16 protein-coding genes and 1 pseudogene are annotated in these 18,835 nt (G+C 36.1%); 4 read left to right on the top strand and 13 right to left on the bottom strand.

Going from position 1 to position 18,835, the window contains the following annotated elements:
* Positions 1-15: 15 nt before the first annotated feature.
* Positions 16-156, bottom strand: coding sequence for a hypothetical protein (locus tag MLC52_RS02285; protein WP_346389336.1), 141 nt, complete (start codon positions 154-156; stop codon positions 16-18).
* Positions 146-1,414: a diguanylate cyclase gene (locus MLC52_RS02280; RefSeq protein WP_434581108.1), complete on the bottom strand. Its 1,269-nt coding sequence runs from the start codon at positions 1,412-1,414 to the stop codon at positions 146-148. The genes MLC52_RS02285 and MLC52_RS02280 overlap by 11 nt, the downstream gene beginning before the upstream one ends.
* Before the next feature lie 305 nt (positions 1,415-1,719).
* On the opposite strand from MLC52_RS02280, the pseudogene MLC52_RS02275 reads away from it, so the two are divergent.
* A pseudogene (locus MLC52_RS02275) lies at positions 1,720-3,311 on the top strand (IS1634 family transposase); the annotation flags it as partial.
* Positions 3,312-3,411: 100 nt separating this feature from the next.
* Here MLC52_RS02275 and istB read toward each other — a convergent pair.
* The 5 genes from istB to MLC52_RS02250 form a co-directional block, all read right to left on the bottom strand.
* Positions 3,412-4,164: an IS21-like element helper ATPase IstB gene (gene istB, locus MLC52_RS02270; protein WP_434579771.1), complete on the bottom strand. Its 753-nt coding sequence runs from the start codon at positions 4,162-4,164 to the stop codon at positions 3,412-3,414.
* Positions 4,165-4,205: 41 nt separating this feature from the next.
* The gene (gene istA, locus MLC52_RS02265; protein WP_434579769.1) at positions 4,206-5,747 is read right to left on the bottom strand and encodes an IS21 family transposase; all 1,542 of its coding nucleotides are present in this window, start codon (positions 5,745-5,747) and stop codon (positions 4,206-4,208) included.
* 238 nt (positions 5,748-5,985) lie between these two features.
* Complete coding sequence (locus MLC52_RS02260) at positions 5,986-6,489, bottom strand: hypothetical protein (protein WP_434581106.1); 504 nt, start codon at positions 6,487-6,489, stop codon at positions 5,986-5,988.
* Between the two features lie 35 nt (positions 6,490-6,524).
* Positions 6,525-6,749 (bottom strand): hypothetical protein, encoded by a 225-nt coding sequence (locus MLC52_RS02255; RefSeq protein WP_434581104.1) that lies wholly within the window; start codon positions 6,747-6,749, stop codon positions 6,525-6,527.
* A 71-nt stretch (positions 6,750-6,820) separates the two neighbouring features.
* Positions 6,821-7,537, bottom strand: a complete 717-nt coding sequence (locus MLC52_RS02250; RefSeq protein WP_151901025.1) for a DUF4852 domain-containing protein — start codon at positions 7,535-7,537, stop codon at positions 6,821-6,823.
* Positions 7,538-7,694: 157 nt separating this feature from the next.
* Here MLC52_RS02250 and MLC52_RS02245 point away from each other — a divergent pair, with 157 nt between their 5' ends.
* Both MLC52_RS02245 and MLC52_RS02240 read left to right on the top strand, forming a co-directional pair.
* The gene (locus MLC52_RS02245; protein WP_434581102.1) at positions 7,695-9,575 is read left to right on the top strand and encodes a sensor histidine kinase; all 1,881 of its coding nucleotides are present in this window, start codon (positions 7,695-7,697) and stop codon (positions 9,573-9,575) included.
* Positions 9,572-10,267: a response regulator transcription factor gene (locus MLC52_RS02240; RefSeq protein WP_151901027.1), complete on the top strand. Its 696-nt coding sequence runs from the start codon at positions 9,572-9,574 to the stop codon at positions 10,265-10,267. Before MLC52_RS02245 ends, MLC52_RS02240 begins: the two co-directional genes overlap by 4 nt.
* Positions 10,268-10,281: 14 nt before the next feature.
* On the opposite strand, the gene MLC52_RS02235 is transcribed toward MLC52_RS02240, so the two are convergent.
* Positions 10,282-11,166 carry a DMT family transporter gene (locus MLC52_RS02235; protein ID WP_434581099.1) on the bottom strand — a complete coding sequence of 295 codons (885 nt, stop codon included), beginning with the start codon at positions 11,164-11,166 and terminating at the stop codon, positions 10,282-10,284.
* Entirely contained in the window at positions 11,160-12,428 is a 1,269-nt protein-coding gene (locus MLC52_RS02230; protein ID WP_434581097.1) for an ATP-dependent DNA helicase, read from the bottom strand. The genes MLC52_RS02235 and MLC52_RS02230 overlap by 7 nt, the downstream gene beginning before the upstream one ends.
* An 81-nt stretch (positions 12,429-12,509) precedes the next feature.
* Here MLC52_RS02230 and MLC52_RS02225 point away from each other — a divergent pair, with 81 nt between their 5' ends.
* Entirely contained in the window at positions 12,510-13,763 is a 1,254-nt protein-coding gene (locus MLC52_RS02225) for a GGDEF domain-containing response regulator (protein WP_434581618.1), read from the top strand.
* On the opposite strand, the gene MLC52_RS02220 is transcribed toward MLC52_RS02225, so the two are convergent.
* The 4 genes from MLC52_RS02220 to MLC52_RS02205 all read right to left on the bottom strand — a co-directional run bounded on the left by MLC52_RS02220 (position 13,754) and on the right by MLC52_RS02205 (position 18,818).
* Complete coding sequence (locus MLC52_RS02220; protein ID WP_434581096.1) at positions 13,754-14,893, bottom strand: vWA domain-containing protein; 1,140 nt, start codon at positions 14,891-14,893, stop codon at positions 13,754-13,756. The two genes, MLC52_RS02225 and MLC52_RS02220, sit on opposite strands and share 10 nt — an antisense overlap.
* 103 nt (positions 14,894-14,996) lie before the next feature.
* Positions 14,997-16,277, bottom strand: a complete 1,281-nt coding sequence (locus MLC52_RS02215; protein WP_434581095.1) for a transposase — start codon at positions 16,275-16,277, stop codon at positions 14,997-14,999.
* A 304-nt stretch (positions 16,278-16,581) separates the two neighbouring features.
* The gene (locus MLC52_RS02210) at positions 16,582-17,577 is read right to left on the bottom strand and encodes an AAA family ATPase (RefSeq protein ID WP_434581094.1); all 996 of its coding nucleotides are present in this window, start codon (positions 17,575-17,577) and stop codon (positions 16,582-16,584) included.
* On the bottom strand, positions 17,574-18,818 hold the full coding sequence (locus MLC52_RS02205; RefSeq protein ID WP_434581093.1) for a hypothetical protein: 1,245 nt from the start codon (positions 18,816-18,818) through the stop codon (positions 17,574-17,576). The genes MLC52_RS02210 and MLC52_RS02205 overlap by 4 nt, the downstream gene beginning before the upstream one ends.
* Between the last annotated feature and the right edge of the window lie 17 nt (positions 18,819-18,835).

Genomic DNA, 18,835 nt, shown 5'->3' with positions numbered 1-18,835 from the left:
TAGATAAGAGAGTTTTTACTCTCTGTCTAGCTTCTGCAGTGCTTTCTCGCTTGCCTTATTTGCTCTTTCATAATACCCTTTATCCTGATGTGATACACATCCGCTGAAACTGACAACCGCCAACAATAAAACCAACAATAAATTTTTATGCAGCAACAACCTGATTCCTCCCGTTTTGTTTCGCTCTGTACAAAGCATCATCTGCTTTTTTCACCAGCTCTTCTCTCGTCTGCGGCTCCTGATACTCGGCAACGCCTATACTGATCGTGATTTTATATTTTTTATCTATAGTATATGCCTCAACTCTCTTTCTTATTTTTTCGGCAATGACAACAGCCTTCTCTTTTGTTGTATTTTCCAGTATGACAACAAACTCTTCACCTCCCCAGCGACCAAATATATCAGTTTTGCGAATATGCTTCAAAACCAGACGACTCAAAGCTTTTAACACTCTGTCTCCTATATCATGGCCGTATGTATCATTGACAACTTTAAAATGATCTATGTCAAACATTAGTATGCAAAACGGTTCTTTATAGCGTTTATATCTTTGTATTTCTATATTTATCGCATCATCTATTTTGTAACGGTTGTATATTTCTGTCAAGCTGTCTATGGTTGCCAGTTTCTTCAGCTCTTTTTCCATTTCAATGCGGCTTGTTATATCTGTACTTGTAGAAACAAAATTTTGAATATTTCTGTTTTCATCAAAGAGCGGTGTTATTTTCAAGTCTGCATAATAGAGCCTGTCATCTTTTGTCTTATCAATCAGAATATTATGATAATTCTTTCCAGCGAGTATTGTCTCCCAAAGATTCTTATAAAACTCCTGTGTATGTTTTCCTGATTTAAAAATATTTGTTTTATTGCCTATCAGTTCTTCTCTCTCATATTTTGTTTTTTCAATCACAGAATCATTGACATACTCTATGATACCGTTTGCATCGGTAATCAACACCATGTCATCAGTCTGTTCCAAAGCCTGTGCAAGAAGTTGCACTTTTTTTCTCTCAAGCACTGTTTCTTTATCCAGATAATACAACTCTTCTTCCATCTGCTTACACCTCGTCATATCTTTGTAAAAGACTATCAGTTCACCGTTTGGCAGTTTTCTTACACTGTTATATCGCCAGCCGCTGAGCTTCTCATCTTTGTAAAGCCTTGTGTCAAGATCTCTTGCTTTGCCGTCTTCATGGACCTGCAACAAAACATCAAAAAGCCCGAACTCTTTTACTCCGGGAAAAACTTCTGTCAATTTTTTGCCTATCAGCTTCTCCTTGGAAATATTTTCAGTTTTCTCAACATTTTTATTTAAATCCACAAAAATAAAATCATTCTCTTCAAATTTATAAATAACAACATTATCAGGAAGTTCATCTATTGCAATAGTAACACTTCTGTCCGCAGCTTGCATCTACTCTTTCCCTTTTTTAATATATTTAAATGATAACCTTTGTTTTCTGCCAAAAAGCTTAATTGGGATTTTTCATTGTTTGTTGTGGCAGAGAAGAAGACGGAAACACACTAAATATAATTTTCGGATACTCTTGTACTTTACACCATTTATACCCGTTTTTACGATAATAACCCGGAATTTTCCTGAATTCCACGAATTCAAGAAAAACAGAGAAACATCCTCTGTAAAGCCCTAAAATAGGGGTATCATATTTCAAAAATGGGTGGCACAAACTTTAAGAGAAAGTTTTTTATAATACCTTTATGTATGTTAGAAAAAAGAAAAACTCAAGTGGTTCTGTCAGTATCCAAATAATAAAAAAAGTAAAAGGAAGATCAAAAGTAATTGAGAGCATAGGCTGTTCAAAAGATTCAGATGAGATAGAGGAACTTTTAAAAAAAGGCAAAGAGAGAATAAAAGAGTTAGAGCCCACACTGTTTGACAACATAGAACAAGAAGATAAAAAGTTAAAGTTTTTGTCAATCTCAAATGAGCAAATAATTCCTATAGGTGATGAACTCTTTTTTGGTAAAATCTTTGACAGGATTATCAGTAAAAAAACTATTTTCCAATCAGTGTATAAGAAAAATGATAAGCATGAACTTTTTAAAGCACTTGTAATATCAAGAATACTCTATCCAGGGAGTAAGCTGTATCTAAGTGATTATCTTTTTTATTTTAAAAAGAAAGAGATTAGCGATGAGACAATATACAGATTGGTAGATAGTCTTTATAAAGATGAGATTAAACAAAGAGTTGAAGAGGCTATATATCAAGATACACTTGCAAAAATAGATAACAATTTAGTTGTAAGCTTCTATGATGTAACAACACTGTTTTTTGAGAGTGAGAGTGAAGATACCTAAGAAGAATAGGTTTCTCCAAAGAAGGAAAATTAGCACGGCCACAGATACAACTGGGTCTATTTACAACACTACAAGGGTATCCTCTCTCTTATGAGGTGTATCACGGTAAAAAGTATGAGGGGCACACACTCCTTGAAGCACTAAAAAGCTTTCAAAAAAGATTTAAACTAAAACACAAGCCTATTGTAGTAGCTGACAGAGGTATGTTAAATGATGCCAATATAGCTTACCTTGAAAATAACGGGTACAGATATATCCTTGGTGCAAAAATTAAGATGCTACCAGGCAGCATCAAAGAGAAAATTACAAACCTGACATTTATTGATGATAGTACGACCCATGAAATAGAGATTGATAAAACTGTAAAATATACACAAGAAAATCAAAAATACTCTCTTGATATACACCAAAGACTCGTACTTACCTACTCATCAAAAAGAGCCAAAAAAGATAAACGCTTAAGAGAGAAGGCTCTTGAGAGATTAAAAGCAAAGATTGAGTATTCAACCAATCTCACTAAAAAAGATTTAAAACTCTCCCATTATGCAAAGTACTTGGATATTACAGATGATTGCAAAGTAGAGTTTAAACTCAATCATAACAAAGTCTTACAAGACAGCAAACTTGATGGATTAAAAGGGTATATAATAAACGATACTACACTTTCTCATAAAGATATAATAGAACATTACCAAAACCTTTGGCACATTGAAAAAGCTTTTAGAATTTCTAAAACAGATCTTCAAATACGGCCGATACATCACAGGCTAGAAACAAGAATCAAGGCCCATATCCTCATTTGCTTTGTGGCATATGCTATATATAAAGAGTTTGAAGTAAAAACAAGGGATTTAAAAAAAGAATATCAAATTTCATATAAAATTTTAAGGGACCTCATTAAACATGTATTTGCTATAAAGTTGGATGATGGTGAAATATTCCCTATGAAACTATCTAAGATTCAACAAAGATTTTATGATGCTTTGCATATGACGGAGCATCCGGCCACCCAACGCGTTTTAAATCGGACACCAAGAAAGGGAATATTTTCTGTAACGCCATTTTAGCATAAAGTGTCCGAATGATTTTTTAATATTCGTCAGTTTTGATGCTCGATTTGAGTTTTCGCATCGATGGACCACTCAGTTCTATCCTATGGGAGGAGTGAACAATTCTGTCTAAAATTGCATCTGCAATGGTGTTGTTGTTGAGATAGTTATACCACTCACTTACAGGAAGCTGTGAAGTGATAATTGTAGAATTAATCTGCGTTCTGTCCTCTATGATCTCAAAGAGATTCGTTGCATCATCTTCACCCATAGGTATCACACCGAAGTCATCAAGAATCAGCAGTTTAAATCTTGAATACTTTTTAAGCAGATTAGTATAAGTGCCATCCAACCTTGCAATTTTTATCTCCTCAAGCAATGAAGGGGTTCTTACATAGTAGGCTTTGTACCCATCAAATATAGCCTTATTGGCAAACGCTTGAGCGAGATAGCTTTTCCCAGTCCCAGTTTTACCGGTAATGATGATGTTCTGTCTGGCATCGATGAAGTTGAGTGAAGATAGTGATCTGATCTGTGCTTTGTTGATCCCTCTTTGTGGTGTGTAATCTATAGCATCGAGTGCTGCTTGCTTATCTTTGATTTTTGAGAGTCTGTGATTCATGATGATGCGTTTATTGCGTAAAAATATATCCTGCGCATCAAGAAGCTGATAGAGTCTTTCACTAAACCCCATAGAATCGTAGTTGATATCCTCCATCTGTTGCAAATATGCCTCTTTAAAGCCCTTATAACCAAGTTCTGTCAGTTTGTTGATAACGGTAGTGTGATTCATTCTTTTGTCCTTGTTTTCTTTTTATTATTTGATTATTATTTCTATTTGTACTCATCTGCACCGCGGATATTGGAGTGGTTGTTAAAAAGTGCGTAGTGTGATGATGGTTGCACATTATTGGCACTCTCACTCAGATAGAGCTTTTTATCGAGTATCGATCTGATCGACTTTGTGGTTGTGGTGTTGTGCTTTGTGGCATACATCAGCGCCAACTCCAGCTCTGTATTACCATAGAGTTTTGCCAACGATAAGATGGCTACTATTTTATTATACGCCTGTGGTGGATACTCTACTGATGCAAATACATCCTCCACAAACACACTACTGAATTCACCTATATTTTTTGCCCAAGAACGCACTCTTTGCGGATTCATACTCTCGTTTACATACTGATGTTTACTTGGCATATGTTCATGCAGTGTCGAACACTCACCAACTCTTCGCAGGCGTGGATGTGTAGCGATGAGTCTGTTCTTGTGGTAGATATAGACACTTTGTGTGGAGTATCGTACCTCTACCTCCTCTTTGATATATTTGTAAGGTACAGAGTAGTTGCATTTCTCAAGGCTTATATGGTAATCCTGATGCACTTTTGCGATCTTAAACTGTTTATAGGTATAGCTGTTTGCAGGCAGTGGATTAAGATAGGGTGCATCGAGCTCATTAAAGAGCTCTGTTCTACTCTTTTGGAGATGTTTTATAATCTTATTATTGTATCTATCGAGCAACTCCGCTATAGCTTCGTTGAGCTCATCGACACTGAAAAACTTATGGTGACGAAAGCGTGCGAGAATGTAGCGTTGAATCGCTTGGACACCCTGTTCTGCTTTTGGCTTGTCTTTTGGCTTTCTTGGGCGTGCTGGATTTACTATGACGCCATAGTGACGATTGAGGTCTGCATAGCTCTCATTGACGACGATACCGTTTTTATTATTGGAGATGATGGCACTTTTGAGATTATCGGGAACTACCACTCTTGGCACTCCGCCAAAGAACCCATAGCACTTGACATGGGAGTAGATGAAGTCCTCCTGTTTTTGACTTGGGGTAGCATGAACAAAGGTGTATCCACTAGCCCCTAGTACGGCTATAAATATCTGTGCATACTCCACTTCACCGGTTCTTTGGTTGTGTATTGGCATAGTAACACCGCTGTAGTCTACAAACATCTTCTCACCCGCAAGGTGTGTCTGGCGCATGGAGGGGTTGAGTTTTTTGACGAAGCGGCGGTAGTATACGCGAAACTGGGTGTACTGATACCCATCCGGATTATCCTCTTTATACTCTTCCCACAACAGATAGAGGGTCACTTTGGTTTTTTTGCGCAGTTTGAGCTCTTGGTGGATATAGTTGAAGTTTGGCATCGCTTTGCGTGAGACAACGACACTGGCTACATCGGGGAAAAACTGTAGTTTGAGTGCATCATCATCTAAAACATCAATCTGCTCTATTGACAATCCAAGCTCTTTAAACCGTTTGATATAATCTGCAACGGTACTTTTGGCTACTCCTGTAGCGTCATGTATCTTTCTGATTGACAAGCCCATACTATGGTACTTTACAATATCACGAACTGATCTCATAGATATAATCCTCATTTTCAACACCCTTGTAAATAAATTTACAAAGAGTGTATTTGAATTTAGAAAATATCTCTTTCTTAAACGAATCTGTGTTGACGCTTTTTTAGTAAAAGTGTCCGAATCATTTCCGTCATCACTGTCCGATTTAAAACCGTCACGGGTGTCCGAACTAAAACGTTATGGGTGTCCGATTAGGTGCGTTTTTTGCAATGCTTTGCATAGCTGACTTTAAAATTGTTTAAGTTTTTTCAAAAGTGGGTGGCAAATCGTGGAAAACAGGAGAAGAAGACGGAAACACACTAAATATAATTTTCGGATACTCTTGTACTTTACACCATTTATACCCGTTTTTACGATAATAACCCGGAATTTTTTTCTGCACTATATTAGCTTGGTAACAATTCTCGTAGTTCTTTGAGATTTTCCACAGGTCATAATGTCTTTTATCTTTGATTTTATAGTTTTTTTTATATGTTTTCGTTGGATAGATTTTCAAATTTCCATTGACAACTTCATAGTTATACACAGTATTTGTCGTCTTATTTTTCACTTCTCCCCTTTTGTTAAAGGAAAGAGTATAAATTTCACCTCTGGTTTTTGAAAATTCTTTTCCAAAGGAGACAAAACCATTTGGTTTTACTGACGAAACCTCCCATACTCCTAAAATATTTTTTTTGCTATAAGAATCAGCATAGACTAATCCGTACAGTAAGATTATTATAGCAATTATCATTTTATTCATTGCACTACCTTGCATTCTTGATAGAATTTTATGGACTATAATCGGATTTTATCTTCTGAAGAGGCTCCTCTGTTGAAGTCTTTGATTCTTTCTCCAAGTTCTACACCTTTTTCTCTGCATTCCTCTTTTGAATATTTCAAATTATAACAATCTTGAAAAAGTATTTTCATTTCTTGTCTTAAAGACTCTTTTGAATCAGAACTGCATCCAGAAAACATAACTATACCTAAAATACTTACTGTTAATAAAACTTTTTTCATTATCTATTGACCTCTACTCTTTGTTTTTTTTCACTCATTTTAATTCCTCCGTTTTTCAGTTATCTGTACTTTTACTTATAGTTGTCATATGTTTTTAAAACTTTGCCATCTTTGCCTAAAATTTCCAGCTTCGTTATATGTCCGATCACTTTCACATTAATATCATCACTACATCCGCGAAAATTTTCCTGACATTGTTCAATATTTTCAGATGAAGAGATTATTTTTTTAATTACATAAGAATATTTTGCAGTCAAATCTCTATCTACACTGCCTCTGCTGTTCTTTCTTGCTTTCATAAATTGCTTAGCATCTGCTTTTATCATTGGAAGTATTGTATTATTAGGATTAATATTATCAAATGACAATTTAGTCTTCCCGTTATATGCCAAAACGGATCCATAATATGATATATACGAATTTTTACTCATAAGTGACAGAGGAAATTCTTGTTTTTTAAAGTTATATTTTCCAAACTGTGCCCCCAGTCTTAATACACTTGTTTGTCCAATTATGTCTTTATTTTCTTTTATTTTATTTAGAAAATGCGTATATGCCTCTTCAATTGCACCGTCAAGTTCAAATTCATCATTTCTTACTTTTCTCCAAACAGCTGTTTCTCCCTGATATAAATACCAACGACCGGCTGCAGCTTTATCAACTTTTGCTATGTTTGCATTTAATCCTGCTAATGCTATCTTGTCAATAGTTTTATGTTCATTTAAATCGACCTCTGCAAAAAGGCTGGCGCTCATTGTTAGTATTCCTGCAAGTATTACTTTCTTCATTTATTTCCTTTATGTTTTAATTTCACGAAATTCTATAAAAAAAGTGTGTGCCAAATGTGAAAAATATTAATTATTATAAAAAAACGGATAAAAAGATTCTCTTTATGTAAAAATGATACACTTTCGAAATAATATTGCAACTGCATAAGGCCCATTATTGAAATTTTCAACATATAAGTATTTTTTTTCTCTTCTTTTGCTGATGCAATTATCTGTTAATGCACAAAGCATTACGAGTATAAGCGAAAATACAAATAATCTTAATGTCTTGAAAGAAAGCTCCTGGTTTTTAGATAAAAACAGTCAAAAATCAGTGAGTGACATACTGCAAAAATCAATATTATTTCAAAACAGCACAAAAGATTTTTTTAATTTTGGATATATTTTCAAAGACACACTTTGGATAAAATCTATTCTTAAAAATACTTCAAACAAACAAATAATACGCTATTTTACCCTTGATGCACCAAACCTTGCTGTTTGCGATTTTTATGAAATCGATGCGAATAATACACTCAAAAGAAAAGAGAAAAACGGTGTTCTGCAAAGAAAAAAATTCAAAAATGAACTTTTTTTCACATTTGAAGTTTCACTTCGTCCCCATGAAGAAAAAACTTTTCTTTTTGCACTTCGTCCTATGACCCACTCGCTCCATTTTCATCTAAAACTACAAGATTACAAAATGTATAAAAATGAAGAACTTCGCCATCAGCTTCTCTTAACTGTTTTTTTCAGTATTTTGCTTGTTGCATTTATCTATGCAATAAGTATAAGTATTCACAGTGACAATTCAAGCTATTTTTATTATGCTCTTTTTATAGCAATGATTTTTATACATCACCTTTCTTTAAGCGGTATGATCGCATATTTTCTGCAAAACAACCAAACACTGATTTACCAACAGGCATATATGCCTGTTTATTATTTGGCTACAGTAGTCTTTTCCATTTTTCTTTTTACCAATAAATTTTTAAATTTACATAATTATAAAAAAATTTATTATTCCTTTGTGTTAGTTATGTTTTTAATTGTCTTGATTGTTCTGTTTAATTCACACCAGAATTATCTTCTAAAATATATGACACCTTTGGCCATTGTTTTTGCTTTATATTTAGAGGCTGTCAGTATCTATCTTGCAGTAACAAAAAAAGAAAAATATGCAAAATATTTTGCTTTTATTTGGGGAGTTTCTCTAGGTGGAATGATTTTTACCATGCTTTATTATGTAGGGTTTTTAAGCAAACCTATTGCATACCTCTTTGAGATAACTGTCATTTTTGAAATTTTCTCCTTTTCCATAATATTATCAAGACAAATACACACGCTGCAAAGAGAAAATCAACATAAAAATAATCATCTCCAGCGCCAAAACAAATTAGCTGCAATGGGAGAAATGTTACAAAATATTGCGCATCAATGGCGACAGCCATTATCTGAACTTAATGCAGTAGCAATGAAAATTGATGCTGATTTTTATACAAAAAAAATTACACCAAAAACACTAGATACAGATATAGAACGAATAGAAACAATTACACAACACATGTCCCAGACTATTGAAAATTTCAGCAACTATTTTAAAGAGAGCTCTAAAAATATAACCGTAGCAAAATTAGAAGACCTTATCTCTCAGGCACTACGATTAATCGATACAAAACTACAAACAATAACAGTAAAAGTAGATATTTCCCAAAGCATTTCGGCAAAGATAAACAGCAATGATTTCATTCAAGTCCTTCATGTACTTTTAATTAATGCTGTCGATGCATTTAAAAATAAAAATATGGAATATAGGAAAATTCATATTACATTAAAGAATGCAGATGGAAAAGCCATTATTGAAGTTGAAGACAATGCAGGCGGTATAGATACAACAATTTTAGAGAAAATTTTTGAACCCTACTTCACAACCAAATTTAAATCAAACGGAATCGGTATTGGTCTATATATGGCAAAGATGCTGGTAGAAAATAGTCTAAAAGGAGAATTGTATGTCAAAAACACTCAAAAAGGAGCGCTGTTTAGCATAATATTATGAAAAATTTTACACTACTGTATGCAGAAGATGAGTACACCACAAGGAAAAATCATATTGCCTATATAAAAAGTCGATACAATTGTACTGTTTATGAGGCTGACAACGGAGAAGAAGCGCTTAGTTTATACAAGACACATTCCCCTCACATTGTTCTTACAGATATTACAATGCCCTTTTTATCAGGCTTGGAACTTTCAAAAGAGATAAGAAAAATCTCCAAACATACACAAATCATTATACTTACTGCACACTCTGAAAAAGAAAAACTGCTTGAGGCTTTAAGTATGCAAATGCTTAACTATTTAGTAAAACCTATCAAAAGAAAAGAATTAACACAGAGTATAGATATAGCATTGGAATTATTAAAAACTGAATCTTTTACCAAGAATATTATACACTTGAATACAATCTCAACATATAATTTGGATACAAAAGAATATTTTGTCAATAATACATTGATTTTGTTAAGTAATTATGAAACGAAACTTTTGCATCTATTATGTCTCAATGTAAACAAATCGCTCAATTCATTTGATATTTTTGTTAACATTTGGGAGGACAATGATAAAGAATACAGTGCTGCTTCTATAAGAACACTTATAAAGAAGCTTCGAAAAAAACTCCCTGATGGAATTTTAATAAATATATATGGTGGTTTGTATACTCTTAAACCCTTGCAGCAAGTGGAATGAAATAATTTCATTCTTTAACGCCTGCTTACCAAAATACCTCCAAATACAATACAGGCTATGCCTGTAAATGTCAATATATCCGGCAAACTGTCACCAAGCAGATACCCAAAACCTATGGCAAAGGGAATATTTGTATAACTGACAACACCTATAATACTTAAGTTTTGCGCACTGTAAGCTTTTGTCAGGAGCCATTGGGAGAGTGTCGATATAAATGCCATAAAAATCACCAAAAGCCATACATGCAATGTAGTCGGCAAAATAAACTCAGGGAACAAAAAGCTTAACGAAGCAGGAGCATTGATAAAGGGTGCAGTCAGGAACAGCAATGCCGGCAAAAATGTTCCTACACCCACAAAGGAGAGGACAATTACACGTGAGTCATATATATCTTTTATTTTTTTTATCGTTGTATATGCTGCTGCTGCAAAAAAACCGCCCAAAATACCCAGGAAATGGGTATATGAAAAGCTCATTCCAAAAGGTTTGGTTATAAGAACAACACCGAAAAAGCCTATAAACAGTGCCAGCAGTGTTTTTTTGTTTAAACGTTCATGCAGAAGAAAATAGGCAAACAGTGTTACAAAAAAAGGAGAGGTTTTGTTCAGAGTTATCGCCTCGCCCAAAGGAATAACGCTAATGGTATAAAAAAAGAGGATCATTGCCATAAATCCAAAAAGCCCGCGGGTAAAAAGCATATAAATCTTTCCGCCTGTAAGTTTTGGTGCCGTATGTTGCAGCGCATACAGTATGATAAAAATTCCGATAAGATTGCGAAAAAAGACAATTTCCAAAGCAGAAATATCTTCGGAGAGTATTTTAGTCAACGCTCCGTTGAGTGCAGAAATCAAAGCCGCACCAAGCATAAAAAGTATGCCGCTCTCTACATTTTTCAACAAGCCTCTTCCTTTTGTACAAAATTCAAAGCTTTTGGATTTACATATGCAAGCTCATACCATTGCCTTTTTGGGGCAATAAGTGTGAGTCTTGCAGGATTACAGGAACGTGAAAGTGCCACATAAAACTGAGAAGGTGCAAAAATCTCATTGGTCTCTATAATCAAATCTTCGATGGACATCCCCTGTGACTTATGGATGGTTATAGCAAACGCAAGTTTTATTGGAAACTGATAGACCGTAAAAACATTCTCTTCCACCATCTCTTTTTTTCCCTCTACACTCTTTTCTTTCCATACGGCCTTACTTTGTGCACTCGGCTCAAGTTTTACCACTTTGCCGTCACTCTTTTGTACATATACATAGCTCTCATCCACATTCACAACAGTGCCTCTTTCTCCGTTAAAGTAGTTCCAGGCGTTTCGTGTAAACAAAACAGGAGCACCCACTTTCAATGCAAGTTCTTTATCTATTCTGGCATCATCCATAAAACGCTCCACTTCTTTGTCCTGCGTTGATTTGAGATGTTTTACAATCTGTGCTTCCTTTACATGTAAAGCCTCATCTATAAAATCAAGCTGGGCTTTATTATGTTTTGCAGCCGAAACATTTTTTCCAAACAAAAATGTAAACTGACTCAAATCATTTGGCAATGGCTTTATAAATTCGTTCAGATGATTATGCGTCTGTTCATCTATCCTGCCAAATCGCACTGCATGTAAAAGCTCTATGAAACGAAGATCATCTGTTCTGTAAATATGTGTCAGTTCCACTGTTTCAAAAGAGAAATTCTGCCAGGCAGGTGATTCAAAAGCAAATTTTACTTCGCCATAACCGCGTACAACCGGAGGGAGTTGCAAAAAATCACCTACGACCAGCAAAGAGCCATTAAAATCTGCCTGCTTAAGACGCAGTTCTATCATTGCAAAAAGTGTATCACTGACCATGGAAATCTCATCAATAACGATTAAATCCATGCTCAATATCAGTTTTTTAATCTTCTTTTTAATTTCAAATTTTGCATTTTTTTGCAACTCATCCACATCCGAAGCAATCCCCAAATCAAAAAAGCTGTGCAGTGTCTGCCCGCCTATAAGTGTAGCTGCCATTCCGGTTGAAGCCAGTTTTGCAACTTTTTTTGCCTCCCTCTCAAATGCTGCAATAATTTCTCTTGTAACAGTCGTTTTTCCAACACCGGCACCGCCTGTTAAAAAAAGATTCTGTTTCCTGTATAGTTTATCAAGTATCAAAGCTTTATAATTCATAAACGGATAATAGCCATTCTTAGTATAATATCAGATTAATAACTGTATACTGTTACTTAACATTTTTTAGGAATATTTATGATGAATGAAAAAATTTTAATTGTAGAAGACAATAAAACACTGGCAAAACTTATTGCAAAAAAGCTACATTCTGCTCTTGATTTGGAAGTCGATGTGGCGTACACAATGGCAGAAGCAAAACTCTTTATCGCACGGTATTCCTATTTCGTTACACTTCTGGATATCAACCTGCCTGATGCGCCAAACGGAGAGATTGTTGATTATGTAACGCAAAAAAAGATTCATGCCATAGTTTTAAGCGGTAATATTGACAAAGAATTCAGAAAAAAAATTCTTCAAAAAAATATTATTGACTATGTCAACAAAAGCGGTGTAGATGACATAAACTACATCATCCACACCATAGAGCGTCTGCAAAACAACAAAAAGCACAAAGTGCTTGTAGTGGATGATTCGAGAATCTTTAGACAGCAGATGCAGACAATGCTTGAAAATCTTTTTTTTCAGGTCATCAGTGTTGCCCACGGAGAAGAAGCCATCGGTATGCTCAAATCCCAACCAGACATCTCTCTTGTTCTGACTGATTACAATATGCCTGTCATGGATGGTTTGGAGTTAACCATAGAAATCAGAAAAACATATACCAAAAACGAACTCTGTATTCTTGTCATCTCTTCAAATGAAGATGAAGAGATAACGGCACTCTTTTTAAAACACGGAGCAAATGACTATGTTAAAAAGCCTTTTTCCAAAGAGGAATTTTCCTGCCGCATTAACAATTCCATAGAAGCTTTGGAAAATATACAGATGATCACAAACTACGCAAACCGTGACTACCTCACAGGGCTGTATAACCGCAGATACTTTTTTGACACAATAAATGAATATATCGACGAAGTTAAAAACAGCGGTGAAAGATTTGCCATCGCGATGATAGACATAGATCACTTTAAAAATATCAATGACACTTATGGTCATGATATAGGAGACAAAATCATCATCGCCCTCGCAGATATCCTGAGAAGTTCTACAAATCCGCATGATATTGTAGCAAGGTTTGGAGGAGAAGAGTTTTGTGTTGTACTGAAAAATATCAATCAGTACAGTGCAGAAGAAATTTTCAACAGACTCAGAGAAGAAGTGGAAAAATTCTCATATCATCTAAAAGATGACAAGTATATAAATTTCACTGTCTCAATAGGTGCAACACTCTTTAACGAAGAGGAATCTCTTGAGGAGAATATTAATGCAGCCGATATGCTTTTATACAATGCAAAAAAGAACGGAAGAAACCAGGTTGTTTTTCAAGCCTGATCCAGTTTTATCAGTGTTCCAAACGGAAGTTCCTTTTCCTTGGAACTTATCCATTTCACCTCATAATCCGGTGCATTTTTCGGAAAAACTCCTGCCAGATCTGTAAAATACAAAAGCAGTTTCACATCATCAAAGTTTTCTTCTATAAAGTAAAACACAGGACGAAAGTCTGTTGCCCCGCCGCCTTTTATATCAATTTCCAATCTTTCTCCACTGTAAAAAGTACTGTGTGATTGGATTTTTTCATCGCATACAAGCAGTTCAATCTGATAATTTTGCACCAATGTCATTAAAAAGTTTACTTCACTCAAAAATTCATTTAAAAGCACTGTATCAATGGAGCCGGAGCTGTCCACTGCAATCACAAGACGGAAGGTCTGAGAAATATTCGAAGGCAGGTATATACCCCTGTAGAGCAGTTTTTTAGAAGGCGGCATCATGACATAATCATCTCGAAAATACGGGTCAAGTGCAATCCTCAGTTCATTTCGCCAGTCAATTTTTCCAAAATCACCCAGTTGGAAAAAACGCTCAATCGTCACCGGTGCTTCGCCTTTGTGCATTTTGGATTCCAAAAGAGCAATGGCTTCCTCTGCAAAAAGCTGTTCTTGCAAAATTTCTTCTTGCAACTGTTGTTCTGAACTCTGTTGCTCCTGCTCATTGTTCTCTTTTTGCTCTACATCACCTGCATCATCGGCTTCATACTCCAAGTCTTCGTCATCCCGCAGGATATCATCTTTTAACTCGGCATAAATCTCTTCCGCATACATCCCGCTGAAACGTTCCCTGTACTGTGCACCATAGGGCATATCCAAGCCGTTTTGTACAAGCATATCATTGACTGCCATATCCGTAGCCATCTGCCAGAGCCAGCCACTGCGTTTGTTTTTACGCATCTCATGAGCCAGGCTGGCATGCATCGCCCCGTTGGCAAAGACAAATTCCATTTCACTGAGTTCCAGATTTTTCAGATAATCGCTGTTGATCTCAAGCTTTTTACCGTCACTTTTAAAGGCTTCAATATCATCATTCATCACAACATCGATTTTGGAGGCAAGGGTTCCAAAATAAGGATATTCAAGCAAAAGTTTTGCTTTTGCCTGCGAGATTTTTTCTTCTGTTTTTTGCATATTTTTCCTTCACTCCTGTTTTTCGGAACGCAAACTTCAGTCCGGACGAAAGTGGCAAGACTATTGCAACAGCCGGCACTGAAGTCATAAGTATCTACACAACTCAAAACTCCATCTGCATAAAGTCATTGAGTTCTTTTTTAATGCTGTGGAGTTCTTCAATATCATAAAGTTCAAGCATATCCATAGCAGAGAAGAAGTTCCATAAACCTGCTAACAGAGCCGGAGAGGTAGATATCTTCTTTCTTGCTACCAATCTCCCGCTTAATCGAACTAAAAACTTTCTAATTGCCAGCATGTTTTTACTATTTGTATGTTCAATTTCCCATACAAGCAAACAGGCATAAGAGGCAACAAACAAGCGTTTAAATATAGCCTGTGCACTCTCTTGCTGCCATTTTTCCAAATTAAACCCTGAGCTTTTTAACAGTTTAAAATACGTTTCTATATTCCATCTGTAATAATACCACAATCCTATCCTTGTTATATCAACATCTTTTGGAAGATTGCTTAACAGAAGCCAGGTAGCAACTGTATTGTTCTTCTCATCTATGAGTCTTTGGACTATAAATCTGTTTTTTATTGGCTTGCCTTTTACTTTTTGTTTTATTGTTTTATCTTGTGGCGTATCTGTCTTTTGATAGCTGTCTCTTGTTATAAGTATATCTACCGTATTAACATAAATTTTTACTTTTTTATTTTGATAGTGGATATTCTTTATATACTTTCCTTTATCCATTTTTTTGGACAACTCTTTTTGGGTAATCTCTTCATTCTCATATCTGACTTTGACATTGTCTAATGCTCGTACTATATATAAATCCTCTTTTTGCAGTCCTCTGAAAAACCCCGCACTGTCTGCTTCTCTGTCAATTACATGTACAATTTTCTTTTGTATGTTGAGGGATTGATTGATATAAGCTATTCTTTGTGTTAATTCACCGAGATGGGTAAGATGACTCTTCATTGTAGGATTATAGCTTGAGAGCACTTTATCTTGTGTCTTTAGGTTCTGTACCAAGGGAAGGATTGGTTTGCCGCTGCTGCTCTCAATTGCAAGGGAACTTTGCAACTCATATCCTCTTGATGAAGCATTATTTACATTGCTTCTGCATTTTCGTATACAATCTGTTTTTGCCGTATGGTTTTTATAGTTTATCAGTGACCAGTCATGGGCTACAAGTATATATTCATCACTGCTTTTATTAATAGTCGCAATCCCTCTTGTAAGCATTGGCTCATTGAGTGACTCTATATCTACATGTTCATTATTGTAAAATCTCCAAGCACTTTGTGCTTGTGAAAACCCTTCAGTCTTTTGCAGTAAATTTAATCCATTGGTACTGTGTTGTTTATGGTTCATATGACTTTTTACCAGTTTCATATATCTTTTTTTTTAAACGCTCTTCCATCACTTAAAACTCTCTTGTTTTTTTGAAAGCTTATGCAATATCTATTCCTCTTTCTTTGCTTTTTTGAGTTGTGTAGATACTTATGACTGAAGTACCGGTTCCGAAGAGATGCTGTATTTTGGTAGCCAAACTGAAGTCCGCGTTCCGAAAAAACTACACATCCTCCCGGAATCGGTACTTCAGTGCCGACTGTTTGAACTTTCTTGTCATTCTCAGCCCGGACTAAAGTACGGATTCCGGGAAAAACACCCTTTGAGACCAGTGTGTTCGTGTCGGCTATTGCAACAGATAGGAAAACTTTTTTACCCACTCTTTAAAGACAGTTGAGCCTTCCATAGTGATGCCCGCTCGTTGTAAATCCTGTGCTATCATCACGGCAAATTCCCCTTTGAGCTTGAGCGTATATCGGAGTAAATTTTCCAATCGCTCATCGCTTGGATTTTGCAGGTAGTGACTCACCAGTCCAGAGCTCAAAGCATACAAAACATCGACCTCATCACTGTAAACAAAATCATCTGCACTGAGTATCTTCTCAATATCGGGCAGCCTGTCCATTACTTTTAAAAAACTCAAAAATGAAACGGCAACATCCCGTCCTACCGCACCGCTCACTGTTTCCAAAAGCACAGATGCAGGCAGAGCACTTTGTAAAATACTCCCGACATATTCCCAGCTTCTGGGTGTTGCAAAACTTTTATGCTCTTTTTTTGCATCAAAGGTAAAGAGATGCTCGTTTTTGTAACTTATGTAGGCAATTATGCGACTGTCAAGTCCGGATTTGTATGCCCAGTTGCGCCAGTCATCCACACTCACTTCCAATTCAAAATGCACAAAACGGTTTGCCAGAGGAGCCGGCATCCGGTAGGTCACGCCTCTGTCACCCTCACGGTTTCCCGCAGCAACTATAGCCCATCCCTCAGGCAACTCATATTCACCGACACGTCTGTCAAGTATCAACTGATACGCCGAAGACTGCACGGCAGGCGCTGCAGAGTTAAGCTCATCCAAAAACAAAATCCCCTGGCCTTCACTCGGTAAAAAAGCAGGCGGAGCCCAAAGTGCGGTGTGTGACTCTTTGTCATAAAAAGGGATGCCTTTTAAATCTGTCGGGTCCATCAAAGCCAAACGCAAATCAATAAAACCAAGGTTGTTTTTCTCTGCAATCTGTTTGACAATCGAAGATTTTCCAATTCCCGGTGCTCCCCACAAAAATGTGGGCACTTTTTGCAGAACCAGTGCCTGCAGTGCCTGTGTCAATTCTCCTGCTCTCATACTAACCATCCTATATTTTCACTTTGTATATGTTTTGAAAAGGCTCTGTTTGTTTTGACTGCCCGCTCAAAACGGCTCTCAAGCTGCAGTTGATATAAAATATCTACCGGAGTATTTTCATTGTTTGCCAAATTCAGAAGTATCTGCGCATCTCCACATTTAAAAAGTTCTTCCAAAATATTTTGCGGTGTCGCATTGTTGCGACTCAGCGCTTCACTGCAGTTTCCCTCTTTATAGGCAGACTTCAGAATATCTCTCGGCGTTGCACTGTTGGCATAAATTACTTGTCTGATTCTCTCATTATTTAGACAAAGCAGCTGTTTACATGTAGTTACATGTAAACACTTGTTTGCAGCCAAAGCAAGATGAATTGTCTCATCGTTACATGTAACAAGCTCCTGCTGCATAGCTTCATTTAAGGTCTCATTTGCCGCCAAAGCATTTTTGCACTCAGACAAAAGTGAGAACATCTCCTCATCGAGCCTGATATTCTGTGCTGCAATCTCGGCAAGTTTTTTATTTTTTATCAACTCACGGGCTATATTTTTATCCAGATTGACATTGTACGCCATCGCTTCTTTTGTTGCTTCATCCCCTTTTTTTAAAAACCTTTTCTGCACACTTTTTGGAAGCTTTGGATGCAGGGCAAGTGCTTTTATAATTTTGGGATGTTTTTTGCTCGGCTCCAAAAAAGCAATGGCTTCTAAAAGCTGTTCGTTTTTTGTTTGTACTATCAGATGATAAATTCCCGTTGTCGCATACTGTACATTATGGTTTCTCTCTATATTTTCATAAAACCTTGCTATTAAAGCAGCAGAGACATCACGATTGTCATCATTTTCGAAAAAATCTTCACCGCCAAAAGAGTACATTTTTAAGAGTTTAAAAAAAAGCGCATCTTCTATACAGCTGTTTTGCAAAAAACTTTTTAATCTTTTTTTGTCATTGGAGAGTTTGAGACTCATAAGCAGCGTATCGCTGTCAATCTCTTCTGCCAAAAGTTTTTCAAACAAATCTATATTCATAAACTCATATTTTTCTTCTTCATAAAGGGTATCACTCAGGTTTTGCTCATACGGACTCATCATGCGCCCCTCAACAACAAGAGTAACCGCATCGGTAACTTCTTTACACAGGGTAATATTATGAAACTTCAGCTGTGACACAAACTCATCTTCACTAAAAGCCCTGCTCTTTCCAAGCAGCAATATGGTCTTATTTTTCAAATTCTGTAAATTCATACACAAATTATACACAT

The sequence above is a fragment of the Sulfurimonas sp. NW15 genome (genome assembly GCF_051132285.1).
GTDB lineage: Bacteria > Campylobacterota > Campylobacteria > Campylobacterales > Sulfurimonadaceae > Sulfurimonas > Sulfurimonas hydrogeniphila.
This window is presented reverse-complemented; position numbering and strand designations above follow the sequence as displayed.